Below are 14,725 nucleotides of genomic sequence, written 5' to 3' on the forward strand. Positions count from 1 at the left end.
TTTCCTTATGCCTTTTCGACCTTGACGAGGAACGACTTGAATTCCGGTGTTTGCGAATTCCCATCGCCCACGGAAGGCGTCAGCGTATTGACGAGATAACCCGGTTGCGTGAGGCCCTTGAAGCCCCAGTGCAACGGCAATCCGACGGTCTGGACTTTCTTGCCTTCGATCGTCAGCGTTTTGATCCGCTTGGTGACGAGCGCGACTGCGAACACGTGGCCGCGATTGGACGACACCTTGATGCGATCGCCTGCCACCACGCCGACTTCCTTCGCCAGATCCTCGCCGATCTCCACGAACTGCTGCGGCTGAACAATCGCATTCAGGTGCGCGTGCTTGGTCCAGTAGTGGAAATGCTCGGTCAGACGATAGGTGGTCGCCGTATGCGGGAAGTTTTCGTGGGTGCCGAATGCCGCCCGGTCGTCCGGGAACACGCGCGCCGCCGGATTGCTGACGACCGCCTTGTTCTGCGGATGCAGCGGGTTGTAGCCGAGCGGCGTTTCGAACGGCTCATAGTGCTCGGGGAACGGCCCTTCGACCAGCCCGTCACGCGAAAAGAAGCGCGCGACACCCTCCGGATTCATGATGAACGGATTCATGCCGTTTTCAGGCGGCTCGTCGACCTTGAAGTCCGGAATGTCGGCACCCGACCACGTCTTGCCGTTCCAGGCAATCAGCTTGCGCTTCGGATCGAACGGCTTGCCGCTCACGTCGCACGACGCACGGTTGTACAGAATCCGCCGGTTCGCGGGCCACGCCCACGCCCAGTTCAGCGTATTGCCGATGCCAGTGGGGTCGGAGTTGTCGCGGCGGCCCATCTGGTTGCCCGCCTGAGTCCACGATCCGCAGAAGATCCAGCAACCGCTCGCGGTACTGCCGTCGTCGCGCAACTGCGCGAAGCTCGCCAGCTGCTCGCCCTTCTTCGCGAGCACCTTGGTTTTATCCGTCGGATCGGTGACGTCGGCGAGCGCCTTACCGTTGAACTCCATCGCGACCTCTTCGGGCGTGGGGCTTTCCGGATTGGAGTACGGCCAGCTCATATTGAGGATCGGATCGGGATACTTGCCGCCGTCCTTGCGATAGGCGTCGCGGATGCGCAGCCACAGCCCCGACATGATCTCGAGATCGCTCTTCGATTCGCCGGGGCCTTCTGCGCCTTGCCAGTGCCACTGCAGCACACGGCTCGAGCTGACCAGCGAGCCGCGCTCTTCCGCGAAACAGGTGGTCGGCAGACGGAATACCTCGGTCTGGATCGACGCCGTATCGACGTCGTTGAATTCCCCGAAGTTCTTCCAGAACTCGGAAGTCTCGGTGGCGAGCGGGTCCATGATGACGAGCCACTTCAGCTTGGCCAGACTCGCACCGATCTTCGCCTTGTTCGGCGCCGCGGCGAGGGGGTTGAAGCCCTGCGCGATGTAGCCGGTCATCTTGCCTTGATTCATCAGCTCGAAGACCTGCAGCATGTCGTACGACTTGTCGAGCTTGGGCAGATAGTCGAAGCCGAAGTTGTTCTCGGCCGTCGCGTTATCGCCCCACCACGACTTCATGAAGCTCACATGAAACGCGCGATAGTTGCGCCAGTAGCTCAACTGGTTCGGCCGCAGCGGCTGCGACGCGCGCTTCGTGATGTACGCGTCGAAGTCCTGCTCCGCTTCCATCGGCAACGTCATGTAGCCGGGCAGCAGGTTCGACATCAGGCCGAGGTCGGTCAAGCCCTGAATGTTGGAGTGACCGCGCAGCGCATTCATGCCGCCGCCCGCAATGCCGATGTTGCCGAGCAACAGTTGCACCATCGCGCCGGTCCGGATGATCTGCGAGCCGACCGAGTGATGCGTCCAGCCGAGCGCGTACAGCACCGTGCCGGCGCGTCCAGGGACCGCCGTCGATGCCAGCATTTCGCACACGTGCAGGAACTTCTCCTTCGGCGTGCCGCAGATTTTCTCGACCTGCTCGGGCGTGTAGCGCGAGTAGTGCTGCTTCAGCAGCTGATAGACGCAACGCGGGTTCTGCAACGTCGGATCGACCTTGGCGAAGCCGTCGTCGCCGCGCTCGTAGTCCCACGAACTCTTGTCGTAGCTGCGCTTCTCGGCGTTGTAGCCGGAATACAGACCGTCGGTAAACGAGAAATCCTCACGAACGATGAACGACATGTCCGTGTAGTTTTTCACGTACTCATGCTGGATCTTGTCGTTGGTGAGCAGATAGTTGATCACGCCGCCCAGGAATACGATGTCCGAGCCGGTCCGGATCTGCGCGTAATAGTCCGCCACCGACGCCGTGCGCGTAAAGCGCGGGTCGACCACGATCAATTTCGCCTTGCGATGCGCCTTGGCTTCCGTCACCCACTTGAAACCGCACGGGTGCGCCTCGGCCGCATTGCCGCCCATCACGAGAATCACATCCGCGTTCTTGATGTCGACCCAATGGTTCGTCATCGCTCCACGGCCAAACGTCGGGGCAAGACCTGCCACCGTCGGGCCGTGTCAGACACGTGCTTGATTGTCGAATGCGAGCATGCCAAGACTACGGATAGTCTTGTGCGTCAAATAACCTACTTCATTGCTGCCGGCGGATGCGGCCAACATGCCGGTGGTCAGCCAGCGGTTGACCTTCTTGCCGTCTTCGGTCGTCTCGACGAAGTTGGCGTCGCGATCTTCCTTCATCAGCCTGGCGATGCGGTCGAGCGCGTCTTCCCACGAAATACGCTTCCATTCATTGGAGCCGGCCGCGCGGTACTCGGGATACTTCAGACGGCTTTCACTATGAATGAAGTCGATCAGGCTCGCGCCCTTCGGACACAGCGTGCCTCGATTGACCGGATGATCGGGATCGCCTTCGATGTGGATGATGCTGGACTTTGCATTCTTGGCGTTGTCGCCCAGTCCGTACATCAGGATGCCGCAGCCTACCGAGCAGTACGGGCAGGTGTTGCGGGTTTCGGTTGTGCGCGACAATTTGTACTGGCGGACTTCCGCTAGCGCGGGTGCCGGCGAGAAGCCCATCAGGGCGAGACTCGATCCGGCTAGCGTGGTGGCGGAGACCTTCAGGAATTGTCGCCGGGACAGATGGGTCATTTAATGGCCTCGGCTCTTTCGGGATACTGAGAGGATTATAGGGTGCGATATGACGTCGTGCAGCCAGACTGACACGCTTGACCACCAGGGCAAATATGAACTTTTATAGCCGGTTTTGACCACTTGCGGGCATCATTCGTGCTGCATGGATTGAGCCACTCCAACCTTGACTTCGGTAAAAGGCGCTCCTATGACTCGCCGCTCACGGTTCCATGTCCGCCTGGACACTGTTCACATTCCCGCGCGAGCCTTCGCGTCGGCGCGGGTGGCATCACTCGTGCTGGGCGCGGTGATGCTCGTCGCAAGTCCCGACGGCAGCGCTCAAATTCCACAGAATGGTGGCTCGGAGCAGCAAGAAAATCGCACGTCCGCCATGGGGACGACGCCCGATCCGGCGGCCTCGGTTGTCCACGAGTCGCACAAACCGCAGGCGAAGGACGGCGGGTCGGCCGCCTCGCGCGGCAAAACGGGTCAGGATCACAACGCCCACGGTGCGGGAGGTTTTAATAACGGCTTGTACGGCACCGGTGCGGGCAGCAATAAATGACAATCGGGTCAATTTGTCGCACCGTCTCGGAACGTATTTTGCCGCTTCCCTCGCTTGGGCCCCGCTTCTTTGAGATAACGCGCCTTGGCGATAACGCGTCGCTCGCGGCGCCTGGCCGCGCCGTGCGGCTCGAGTCACCACAGGCGTGAGGCACGCCGGGCAGCGCCGCGGCCGAACAACCCGCATAATTGCGGGCATCCGCAGCCCGACACTCGCGCCAACATGACCGACACCCACGCCCAAACCAGCCCATCGCCCCGTCTCACCAGCCTGTCGCACGGTGGCGGCTGCGGCTGCAAAATTGCGCCCGGCCTACTCGCCGATCTGCTCAAGCGCAGCGCGCCGCTGCCGTTTTTCCCCGACCTGCTGGTCGGCAACGACACCGCCGACGACGCCGCTGTCTACAAGCTCAACGACGAGCAGGCGATCGTCGCCACCACCGACTTCTTCATGCCGATCGTCGACGACCCGTTCGACTTCGGCCGCATCGCCGCCACCAACGCGCTATCCGACGTCTACGCGATGGGCGGCAAGCCGCTCATGGCGCTCGCCATCGTCGGCATGCCGATCAACGTGCTGCCCCCCGCCGTGATCGCGGCCGTGCTGAAGGGTGGCGAGTCCGTCTGCGCCGAAGCCGGCATTCCGCTCGCGGGCGGCCATTCGATCGATTCGGTCGAGCCGATCTACGGCCTCGTCGCGATCGGCGTGGTCGATCCGAAGCGCGTCAAGCGCAACGCAGGCGCTCAGGCGGGCGACGTGCTGATTCTCGGCAAGCCGCTCGGCGTCGGCATCCTGTCGGCGGCGCTGAAGAAAGACCGGCTCGACGCCGCCGGCTACGCCGCGATGATCGGCGCAACGACCAGGCTCAATCGTCCGGGCGCGGAACTAGCGCGGCTGGATGGCGTGCATGCGCTCACGGACATCACCGGATTCGGCCTACTCGGGCACACGCTGGAGCTGGCGCGCGGCTCGAATCTCACCGCCCGCGTGCGTTATGCCGATCTCCCCTGGCTGCCGGAGGTGGTAAGCCTCGCGCAGGCAGGCATCGTTACCGGCGCCTCGGGGCGCAACTGGGACGCCTACGGCAAAGACATCGTCTTGCCCGCCACATTGCCGCCGGCGGCCCGTGCACTGCTGACCGACCCGCAAACCTCGGGGGGCCTGCTGGTCTCGTGCGCACCGGAATCGGCCGACGAAGTGCTCGCGCTGTTCCATGCCGACGGTTTCGGCGACGCGCGTGTGATCGGCGAAATGGTGGGTGGAGAAAGACGCGTCGAAGTCGTTTGAAACGTTTGGGGCGCTGTTTAGCGAACTCGTGTGGCGCACGTGCTCCACGCACCCGGCGCACGCCATAGGCGGGCACGAGACCCCACGCGAAGCGCCCCGCACGCCAACAGCTTTGCGCATACGCCGGCCCGCCCTGGCGGCGCATGCGATAATTTCACCCTTTCGCCGTCCCGTTTCGTCCGTACCCCTTGAAAAACCTTCTCGTCAGCCTCGAAAAAGCAGGTGATTTCGATGAAATCATCGATGTGCGCACGCCTCTCGAGTTCGCGGAAGACCACATTCCGGGCGCGCTCAACGCCCCTGTGCTGAGCAACGAAGAGCGGGTACTGGTGGGCACGACGTACAAGCAGGTGTCGCCGTTCGAAGGCACGCGCATCGGCGCGGCCCTGGTCGCACGCAACATCGCCCATCACCTGGAAACGACCTTCGCCGACCGGCCGCGCAACTGGCGGCCGCTCATCTATTGCTGGCGCGGCGGCAAGCGCTCGGGTTCGGTCACGACGCTCTTCAACATGATCGGCTGGCCCGCGCGCCAACTGGACGGCGGCTACAAGCGCTATCGGCGCTTCACGCTCGACACGCTCGACACCCTGCCGAAAACCTTCTCCTACATCGCGCTGGTCGGTCCGACCGGCAGCGGCAAGACGCGCCTGCTCGCGGCGCTGAACCAGGCGGGCGCGCAGACGCTCGACCTCGAAGCGCTGGCCGCGCATCGCGGCTCGCTGCTCGGCGCATGGGCGGGTGTGCCGCAGCCGTCGCAGAAGCGTTTCGATACGCTGCTCGTGAGCGCGCTGCGCGAGTTCGATCCGGGGCGGCCGGTGTTCGTCGAAGCGGAAAGCCGGCGCATCGGTTCGGTCGCCTTGCCGCTCGCGCTGCTGGAAACATTTCACGGGGGTGCGTGCGTCGAGGTGCTGTCGAGCCGCGAAGATCGCGCCGAGTTCCTGCTGCACGATTACGCCCGTCTGTTCGACGACCCCGAGGCGCTGAAAGGGCAATTGGAACGGCTGATCGGTTTGCATAGCCGTGAACGGGTAACGGGCTGGCAGCAGCTCGTCGACGCCGATCAGCGCGCCGAACTCGCGCACGAACTGATCGAGCGGCATTACGATCCGGCGTACGCGCGCAGCAGCCATCAGCATTTCGTCCAGTTGCCGCACGCTTTGCCATTGACTTTCCGCCCCAACGACGCCGACGTCGTCGACCAGGCGAAAGCGTTATTGGCGCGGCTCGACAGCCGCGCCCTTGCCTCTGTGATCTGATCAAAAAACCACGCTGAGACCACTCATGCAATCAACCCTTAGACAACCTCGTATCGCGCTCGGCTGGATCGTCTTCCTGCTGATCGCCGTCGTCGGCCTCTTCTACGTGAAGTGGTTCCCGTACTACAACCGCGCATTCGTCGCCGCGAGCCAGCACTCGATCGGCAAATCGATCCTCATGGGCACCTCGGCGAGCGCGCCGGACGCATCGTGGCAAGCCGCGATCGATTACGCGTTCGCGTACGGCAAGGCCATCTGGCAAGCAATGGTGCTCGGCCTGCTGCTCGGCTCGGCGGTGCAGGCGCTGATTCCGCCGCAATGGGTCGCGCGCGCGCTCGGCCGCACCGATTTCAGCAGTGTGGTGAAGGGCGGCCTGATGTCGTTGCCGGGGATGATGTGCACCTGCTGCGCGGCCCCGGTCGTTGCCGGTTTGCGCGCGCGCCAGGCGGCGCCGGGCGCGGCAATCGCGTTCTGGCTCGGCAATACCGCGCTGAATCCGGCCACGCTGATCTTCATGGGCTTCGTGCTCGGATGGCAGTGGATGGGCTTGCGGCTCGCGCTCGCCATCGTAATGGTGTTCGGCCTCGGCTACTTGGTGAACCGCATGGTCACGCCGAAGGAAGCCGAAGCGTCGCGTGAAGCGCTCTCGCAACTGATCACCGCCGACGACCCCGGCACCGCCTTCACCCGCTGGATAAAAATCCTCGCCAGCATGACGCTGCGCCTCGTGCCCGAATACATCGTGCTGGTGCTGATTCTCGGCGCGGCGCGCGCGTGGCTGTTTCCGCACATCGGTCCGCACATTGACAACAGCCTGCTGTGGATCGTCGCGTTGTCGATCGCCGGCACCTTGTTCGTGATTCCGACTGCCGGCGAAGTGCCGATCATCCAGGCGATGCTTTCATTCGGCATGGCCGCGGGTCCGGCCGGCGCATTGCTGTTGACGCTGCCGCTGATCAGTGTCCCGTCGATGGCCATGCTGGGCCGCTCGTTCCCGCGGCGCGTGCTGACCGTGGTGGCCGTGGCCGTGGTCGCATGCGGCGTGGTGAGCGGCTTGCTTGCGATTGCTTTGGGCTTCTGAATTTCCGTCTCGTTACTGTATCTCCATCGCCAGCGTATGAAACGAATCGCCGCATTCACGCTGACAAGCTGGTCGGCTGCCGGCCTGCTGTATGTCGGACAGCACTCGGTGGCACTGATCGCGATCAGCGGCGTCGTTGCGCTAGCCGGCTTCGATCTGCTGCGCCCCTGACAGCGACCCACGTTCCAGTCGAACTGGACGCGGGTCGCCGCGTAGCGGCTCGTCCCCTTTCCAGCGCCCCCCTTCCCGTTTCGGCGCAGACGCTCAGCTCTGCGCCAGCATCGCTTCGCGCGCCGCATCCCGCGCGCCTTCCTGGCGCATCCGCGTGATCAGCCCCAGTGCGCAGAACAGCGTAATCAACACGTGCAATACGCCGAGTGCGACCACCGACAGAATCGAGCCGGTCGCGCCGAGCAAATATTGCCCGAGAATCGGCGTCGTACCGGCGAACACCATGCCGCAGATTTGATAGGAAAGCGAAATACCCGTATAACGCACCTGCACCGGAAACGACTTCGCCAGAATACCGGCCATCGCTGCGTAGTACAGCGAATGCGGAATCGACGCGAGCGCCATGCCCAGCATCGCGAGCTTCGTCGAGCCGGTTGCAATCAGCGAAAACATCAGCGGCAGCGCGATGATTTCCGGCACTAGCATGTAAATCACTGCTTTTTTCAGGTCCATTTTCGTCGCCAGCAAGGCGCCGAACGGTTGCACGATGAGCTGCACGACGATCGCCCCGGTGATCACCGTGAGAAATTGCGTGCGGTCGAAGCCGATGCTCGTCACGGCCCACGACAATGCGAACGTCGTCTTGAAGTAGGTCGCCGACAAGCCGATCACGCACGCGCCCACGCCCATCGCGACCAGCCCCTTATGGTCGCGCAGCACGTCGGCGATCGGCAGCTTCGCGACCTTCTTGCGGTCCTTCAATTGCTGCATCGCCGGCGATTCGTCGACGCTCATCCGGATGAACATCCCGACCACCACCAGCAGCGCGGAGAACAGGAACGGCACGCGCCAGCCCCACGTCATGAACTGGTGATCGGGCAGCATCGAGGTCAGCAGGAACGCCACGGTTGCGAGCAGATTGCCAGCGGGCGAACCTTGCTGTGCGAAGGCCGAATAGAGAATTTCCTTGCCCTTCGGCGCATGTTCGGACGACAGCACCACCGCGCCGCCCCACTCGCCGCCCATCGCGATGCCCTGCATCAGACGCAGCAGAATCAGCAACGCGGGAGCAAGCAAACCGATCTGGTTGTAGGTCGGCAAAAGACCCATGCCGGTCGTGCAGCAGCCCATCAGCATCAACGTGATGATCAGCGTTTTCTTGCGCCCCACTCTGTCGCCGAGGTGGCCGAAGATGATCCCGCCGATCGGCCGCGCCAGAAAGCCCACCCAGAAGGTTGCGAACGCGGCGAGCGTGCCGGCCAGGGCCGAAGTGGTCGGAAAGAAGATCTTGCCGAGCACGAGTGCCGCCGCCGTGCTGTACGCGTAAAAGTCATACCACTCGATCGTCGTCCCGACGAATGATGCGATACCCGCCTTGCGGGCATTCCGGTGTTGCGTTTCGAGCGTGAGCGCCATCGGGGTACGTCTCCATGTTGAGTCGCGAATGCAGCGGACGAACCTCACATTCGATCCGCGCTGTTTGTTCGATTTACGAACTTTATTTCCGTTAACGAACAGGAGCCGGACTATAAGGATCGTCGGCGATATGCGTCAATCAAGGGATTACCCTGCGACAACTCCCGACAACGCGGCAAGCGACTAGGTGTATACCCGTGTCCCTATTGCCATCGCGTTATCGAAATGTCGATAATGTTGTCATGGATGTGAAAACAGCAGTACGCGTCTTCGACGTGATAAACCTTTTTGCCGAAGTGCGGCAACCCATGATCTACAGCGAGATTGCGCGTCGAACCGAGATCCCGCTGTCGAGTTGCCACGCGCTTTTGCAAACCATGGTGGCCAAGGGCTACCTGTACGCACCGGGCGTGAAAGCCGGCTATTACCCGACCCAGCGGCTGCTGCACGTCGCCCGCGACATCTGCAGCGAAGACCCGCTGACGCTGCTGTTCCAGCCGCTGCTCAGTTCGCTGCGCGACGCCACCGGCGAGACCGCGGCGCTCGCCACGCTGGCCGGCAACCGCGTCGTCTATCTCGAGGTGATGGAGTCGCGCCAGAAGATTCGCTACAGCGACGAGCCCGGCGGCTTCATGTACGTGCATGCGAGTGCGGCGGGCAAGGCGCTGCTCGGGGCGCTGTCGGTGGAGGCACGCCGCAAGCTGCTCGACAGTTGCGAGCCGTTGACCGCATCGACCGACGGCTCGGTGATCGTCCGCAAGACACTCGAAGCCGAAGTCGAGCAAGGCGTGACGAACGGCTGGCATCGCTCGACCGGCGAAAACGTCGAAGACGTCGCCGGTCTCGCACGCGGCTTCCTGATCCACGGCGAAGCGTTTGCGCTCGTGATCGGCGGTCCGAAAGCACGACTGCTCAAAAACGAACAGCGCGCGATCGAAGCGCTGCTCGACATTTACGGCCAGATCCCGCCAGAACTCCTGGCGTGACGGCGCGCCGCCACGCTTCGTTCGGTATCCGGATGGTGCAGTGCGCAGGCCAGCTCAGAAGGATTTGCAATGCGCTGGAAGAACAGGCCGGAAGGCTCGAACTGGGGTGACTTCGGAGCCGACGACCAACTCGGCAGGCCGAATCTGATCGGCACGGAACAGGTACTGAGGGGCGCGCGTGAAATCCGCGCGGGCCTGAGCTTCTGTCTGTCGTTGCCGCTCGACTTTCCCGGCGACAACAAACTGAACGTGCGCCGCCACCCGCCCGTGTTGCGGCCCACGGTCAGGGACGGCCTGCCCTACGTGAACTTCCCGTTCGCGCGCAACGAACCCGGCGCCACCGACGTCGTCAGCGACGACCAGGTGCTGTTGAGCCTGCAATATTCGACGCAATGGGATTCGCTCGCGCATGTGGGCGCGCGCTTCGACGCGGACGGCGACGGCGTGCCCGAGAGCGTCTACTACAACGGTTATCGCGCGCAGGCCGATGTCGTCGGACCGATCGAGTATCGCGCCGATGACGGCTTCGCGCCGCACGCATGCGGCGGCGAACACAGTCACGCCGACGTGCTCGGCATCGAAAATCTGGCGGTCAAAGGCATGCAGGGCCGCGGCGTGCTGGTCGACCTGGTCGCGCACTACGCACGCGAGCATCGCACGGTCGGCTACGACGACCTGATGTTCGCGATCGACGCCGACGGCGTGCAGATCGAACGCGGCGACATGCTCGTGCTGCGCACCGGTTTCGCGGAGATGGTTCTGGAAATGAATCGTCATCCTGACGAAAGCGTGCTCGACAGTCACTGCTGTGCGCTCGACGGCCGCGACGAACGCCTGCTGCAATGGCTCACCGACTCGGGCATTGCCGCGCTCGCCGCCGACAACTATGCGGTCGAACGCTATCCGGCACGCGCACCTGCCACGCCGGGCGAACATCCGCTGATGCCGCTGCATCACCACTGCCTGTTCAAACTCGGTTTGCCGCTCGGCGAACTCTGGTACTTGCGCGATCTCGCCGCATGGCTGCGCGCGAACGGCCGCTCGCATTTCATGCTGACCGCGCCGCCGTTGCGCCTGCCGGGCGCGATGGGTTCGCCCGTCACGCCGATCGCGACCGTGTGAGCTTTTCCTCTTTCCTTTTGAATCTGAAACATGGCCAAAGAACGAGTGTTGATTACCGGCGGCGCCGCCGGCATCGGGGCGGCATGTGCCGCACGCTGCGAGGCGGATGGTTATGACGTGGTCGTGATCGACCGCGTGGGCGACGGATTGATCGCCGATCTGTCGGACCCGCAGGCGACGGCAAGCGCGCTCGAACGGGCGCTCGCGGGCGGGCCGATCACCCGGCTCGTCAATAACGTCGGCATCGTGGTGCCTGCGAATGCCGAAGAGCAATCGCTCGAAGAACTCGAACGCGCGTGGGCGCTCAACGTGCGTTGCTCGCTGCAATGCATGCAGGCGCTGTTGCCCGGCATGAAGGCCGCGGGCTTTGGACGTATCGTCAACATGTCGTCGCGCGCGGCGCTCGGCAAGGAATTGCGCACCGCCTATTCGGCGACGAAAGCCGCCTTGCTCGGCATGACGCGTGTGTGGGCGCTCGAACTCGGCGCGTTCGGCGTGACCGCGAACGCGATCGGCCCCGGTCCGATCCGCACCGAACTGTTCGACCGCGCGAATCCGCCGGATGCGCCGCGCACCCGCGCGATCATCGACAGCGTGCCGGTCAAGCGCGTCGGCACGCCAGACGACGTCGCGCATGCCGCGTCGTATCTGCTCGACGCGCGCAGCGGTTTCGTCACGGGTCAGGTGCTGTACGTGTGCGGCGGCATGACCGTCGGCGTCGCGGGAGTCTGAGCATGTGCGCTCATGAGACGCGGCGGGCGGGCATTGTCGGCGGCGGCAGCATCGGCATCGCATTCGCGGTGGTGTTCGCGCGTGCCGGTTGGCGGGTGTGTCTGTTCGATCCGGCAGCGCAGCGGCGCGAACTTGCGCCGGCGGAAATCCTGCAACGACTCGAAGAGTTGACGCGCTTCGGCCTGCTCGATGAAGCGGCGAATGTGGTCGCCGCTCGCGTCGAGATCGTCGCGACGCTCGACGCCGCAGCAGCACATGCCGACCTCGTGCAGGAATGCGCGCCCGAGCGTGAGGAGATCAAGCGCGAACTATTCACGCAGCTCGATCGCGCCGCGCCCGCGCATGCGATTCTCGCGAGCGCCTCGTCGTTTCTGGCAGCGTCGCGCTTTATCGACGCGACGTTGCCGGGCCGCGGTCGCTGCCTCGTCGCGCATCCGGGCAATCCGCCCTATCTGATTCCGGTCGTCGAAATCGTGCCCGCGCCGTTCACCGACGACGCCGCCGTCACACGCGCCATCGATCTGTTCACCGACGCCGGCCTCAAACCGGTGCGCGTCGCGAAGGAAGTGGAAGGCTTCGTCTTCAACCGGCTGCAGGGCGCGCTCTTGCGCGAAGCGTATTGCCTCGTGCGCGACGGCGTCGCGTCGGTAAACGACATCGACACCGTCGTGCGGGAAGCGCTGGGTTTGCGCTGGTCGGTAATCGGTCCGTTCGAAACCGCCGACCTGAACACGCGCGGCGGCATCGCCTCGCACGCGCAGAAGATGGGCCCCTCGTATGCGCGCATGGGGGCCGAGCGCGGGCAGCACGATCCGTGGACGCCTGAACTCGTCGCGGATGTGGCCGCCGCGCGCCGCAGCGCGTTACCGCTCGACCAGTGGGAAGCGCGCGTCGCATGGCGCGATCGCGAGCTGATGAAGCTGGCCCAGTATCGCAAGGAATCCGTATCGAACGATTCATAGCCCGCGGCCGTTATATCCCGCCGTAATCTCCGCATGACCCGATAACTACTATTCGACCAAAGCTAGAGACAGTCCCATGCAGAAAATCACCGCCTTCTTCACCGAGCTGATGCGCAAGTATTTGCCCGACCCGTTCGTGTTCGCCATCGGCCTCACGCTACTCACGATGCTTCTCGCCGTGCTGGTTCAGGGCCAGGCGGTCACCGCGCTCACCCTGAGTTGGGGCAAGGGCTTCTGGGCACTGCTCGCGTTCACCACGCAGATGGCGGTGATTCTCGCGATGGGCTATGTGCTCGCCACCGCGCCGCTGACCGAACGCTTCCTCGACCGGCTCGTCGCGCGGGTTCATGACCCACGTATGGCGGTGATCGTCGCGACGCTGGTCGGCGGCATCGGCAGCTATCTGAACTGGGGCTTTGGTCTCGTGATCGGCGGCATCGTCGCGCGCAAGCTCGCGATGAGCATCAAGGGCGTGCACTACCCGCTGATCATCGCGTCCGCGTATAGCGGCTTCACGATGTACGGTCTGGGTCTGTCGGCGAGCATTCCGGTGCTGATCTCCACCAAGGGGCATCCGATGGAAGCGCAGATGGGCGTGATTCCGCTCGCGGAAACGATCTTCTCGCCGACCATGCTGCTCACGAGTCTCGTCGTCATCATTACGCTGCCGCTGCTCAACGCGTGGCTGCATCCGAAGCCGGGCCAGCCGGTCACGGAAATCGACCCGGCACTGTATGAAACCCCGAAGGCCGCGACGCCCACGCTCGATATCGACGAAAGCAATACGATTGCCAACCGCCTGAACAACAGCCGCCTGCTGAGCTTTCTGATCGGCGCAATCGGCGTGATTTACGTGGTGCTGTATTTCCACGGCGGCGGTTCGATGGATCTGAACCTGATCAACTTCATCATTCTGTTTCTCGGCATCATCCTGCTCGGCACGCCGATTCGCTATGTGGAGAAGCTGAACGAAGGCATTCGCACGATCAGCGGCATCATTCTGCAATACCCGTTCTATGCGGGGATCATGGCGATCATGGCGTCGTCGGGTCTCGTCAACACGTTCTCGCATTTCTTCGTGAACATCGCCACGCCCGCCACGCTGCCGTTCTGGGGTCTGGTCAGTTCGTTCTTCATCAACTTCTTCGCGCCCTCGGGCGGCGGGCACTGGGTGATTCAGGGGCCGTTCATGATCGAGGCGGCCAAGTCGATCGGTGCGTCGGTGGGACACACGGCGACCGCCGTCATGCTCGGCAACGCATGGAACGATCTGATCCAGCCGTTCTGGATTCTGCCGGCGCTCGCGCTGTCGAAGCTGAAACTGAAGGACATCATGGGCTATACGGTCATCATGATGTTCTGGATCGGCATCGTGTACACGGTGGCGATTCTCGCCTGGGGTTGAGCAAGAATCCGGCCGCAACGTGCGCGGCCTCATCGATGGAGAGAGGTTTCGAATGCTATATCTGGTTCATATGCAGGTTCAGATTCCCGCCGACGCCGACCGCGCGTTGACCGATCGTCTGAAGGCCGAGGAAAAGGCGTTCTCGCAGAAGTTGCAGCACGAGGGCAAATGGCGTCATCTGTGGCGAGTGGCGGGACAGTACGCGAATTACAGCGTGTTCGACGTCGAGTCGAATGACGAGCTGCATACGCTGCTCAGTTCGTTGCCGCTCTATCCGTACATGAGCGTGAACGTGACGCCGCTTGCGCAGCATCCGTCCGCGATTGCGCCCAACTGAAGCGGAGAGCCGATGCCCTACATCATCGAAACATTCGACAAGCCCGGCCATGCCGAAGTCCGCGCGCGTGAGCGCGATACCCACCTCGCGTTTCTCGAGAAGAACAAGGCGCTGCTGCTCGCGTGCGGCGCGAAGCTGAACGACGACGGCAGCGGCGCGGGCGGCGGGTTATATGTCGTCGATCTGGACACGCGCGAGAAAGCCGAACAGTTTATTGCGGCCGATCCGTTTTCTGCAGTCGGCCTGTTCGAGCGTGTGACGATCACGCGTTGGCGCAAGGCTTACTTCGACGGCGAGTGCTGTTTGTAGCTGACTCGATGTCGGCTGTGTGATGGAACGGCTAACA

The 14,725-nt window shown here is 63.3% G+C and carries 14 protein-coding genes; 12 read left to right on the forward strand and 2 right to left on the reverse strand.

All coding sequences use genetic code 11. The features are described from left to right. Positions 1-5 precede the first annotated feature (5 nt). Entirely contained in the window at positions 6-3,074 is a 3,069-nt protein-coding gene (gene fdnG / locus CIC12_RS29110) for a formate dehydrogenase-N subunit alpha (protein WP_168669407.1), read from the reverse strand. A gap of 190 nt (positions 3,075-3,264) precedes the next feature. Between fdnG and CIC12_RS29115 the strand changes: the two genes are divergently transcribed. The 5 genes from CIC12_RS29115 (at position 3,265) to CIC12_RS33720 (ending at position 7,419) form a co-directional block, all read left to right on the forward strand. Further along, the gene (locus tag CIC12_RS29115) at positions 3,265-3,621 is read left to right on the forward strand and encodes a beta-xylosidase (RefSeq protein WP_238812950.1); all 357 of its coding nucleotides are present in this window, start codon (positions 3,265-3,267) and stop codon (positions 3,619-3,621) included. Positions 3,622-3,843: 222 nt separating this feature from the next. After that, positions 3,844-4,908: a selenide, water dikinase SelD gene (selD, locus tag CIC12_RS29120; RefSeq protein WP_168669409.1), complete on the forward strand. Its 1,065-nt coding sequence runs from the start codon at positions 3,844-3,846 to the stop codon at positions 4,906-4,908. 188 nt (positions 4,909-5,096) lie between these two features. Then, complete coding sequence (gene mnmH / locus CIC12_RS29125) at positions 5,097-6,167, forward strand: tRNA 2-selenouridine(34) synthase MnmH (RefSeq protein ID WP_168669411.1); 1,071 nt, start codon at positions 5,097-5,099, stop codon at positions 6,165-6,167. Between the two features lie 25 nt (positions 6,168-6,192). Next, positions 6,193-7,248 carry a permease gene (locus CIC12_RS29130; protein WP_168669413.1) on the forward strand — a complete coding sequence of 352 codons (1,056 nt, stop codon included), beginning with the start codon at positions 6,193-6,195 and terminating at the stop codon, positions 7,246-7,248. 36 nt (positions 7,249-7,284) lie between these two features. Beyond that, on the forward strand, positions 7,285-7,419 hold the full coding sequence (locus CIC12_RS33720; protein WP_274597584.1) for a hypothetical protein: 135 nt from the start codon (positions 7,285-7,287) through the stop codon (positions 7,417-7,419). Positions 7,420-7,512: 93 nt separating this feature from the next. Here the strand turns inward: CIC12_RS33720 and CIC12_RS29135 are convergent, their stop codons facing one another. Beyond that, on the reverse strand, positions 7,513-8,835 hold the full coding sequence (locus CIC12_RS29135; RefSeq protein WP_168669415.1) for an MFS transporter: 1,323 nt from the start codon (positions 8,833-8,835) through the stop codon (positions 7,513-7,515). 242 nt (positions 8,836-9,077) lie between these two features. Here CIC12_RS29135 and CIC12_RS29140 point away from each other — a divergent pair, with 242 nt between their 5' ends. The 7 genes from CIC12_RS29140 to CIC12_RS29170 all read left to right on the forward strand — a co-directional run bounded on the left by CIC12_RS29140 (position 9,078) and on the right by CIC12_RS29170 (position 14,688). After that, entirely contained in the window at positions 9,078-9,821 is a 744-nt protein-coding gene (locus CIC12_RS29140) for an IclR family transcriptional regulator (protein ID WP_168669417.1), read from the forward strand. A 69-nt stretch (positions 9,822-9,890) separates the two neighbouring features. Next, positions 9,891-10,943 (forward strand): cyclase family protein, encoded by a 1,053-nt coding sequence (locus tag CIC12_RS29145; RefSeq protein WP_168669419.1) that lies wholly within the window; start codon positions 9,891-9,893, stop codon positions 10,941-10,943. A 30-nt stretch (positions 10,944-10,973) separates the two neighbouring features. Beyond that, complete coding sequence (locus CIC12_RS29150) at positions 10,974-11,675, forward strand: SDR family oxidoreductase (protein ID WP_168669421.1); 702 nt, start codon at positions 10,974-10,976, stop codon at positions 11,673-11,675. 2 nt (positions 11,676-11,677) lie between these two features. Then, a complete protein-coding gene (locus CIC12_RS29155; protein ID WP_168669423.1) occupies positions 11,678-12,637 on the forward strand; it encodes a 3-hydroxyacyl-CoA dehydrogenase in 960 nt (319 codons plus the stop codon). A 76-nt stretch (positions 12,638-12,713) separates the two neighbouring features. Then, the gene (locus tag CIC12_RS29160) at positions 12,714-14,042 is read left to right on the forward strand and encodes a short-chain fatty acid transporter (RefSeq protein WP_168669425.1); all 1,329 of its coding nucleotides are present in this window, start codon (positions 12,714-12,716) and stop codon (positions 14,040-14,042) included. A 52-nt stretch (positions 14,043-14,094) separates the two neighbouring features. Beyond that, a complete protein-coding gene (catC, locus tag CIC12_RS29165) occupies positions 14,095-14,379 on the forward strand; it encodes a muconolactone Delta-isomerase (protein ID WP_168669427.1) in 285 nt (94 codons plus the stop codon). Positions 14,380-14,391: 12 nt separating this feature from the next. Beyond that, positions 14,392-14,688 (forward strand): YciI family protein, encoded by a 297-nt coding sequence (locus CIC12_RS29170; protein ID WP_168669429.1) that lies wholly within the window; start codon positions 14,392-14,394, stop codon positions 14,686-14,688. Positions 14,689-14,725 lie beyond the last annotated feature (37 nt).

This window comes from Paraburkholderia sp. SG-MS1, assembly GCF_012275575.1.
Lineage (GTDB): Bacteria > Pseudomonadota > Gammaproteobacteria > Burkholderiales > Burkholderiaceae > Paraburkholderia.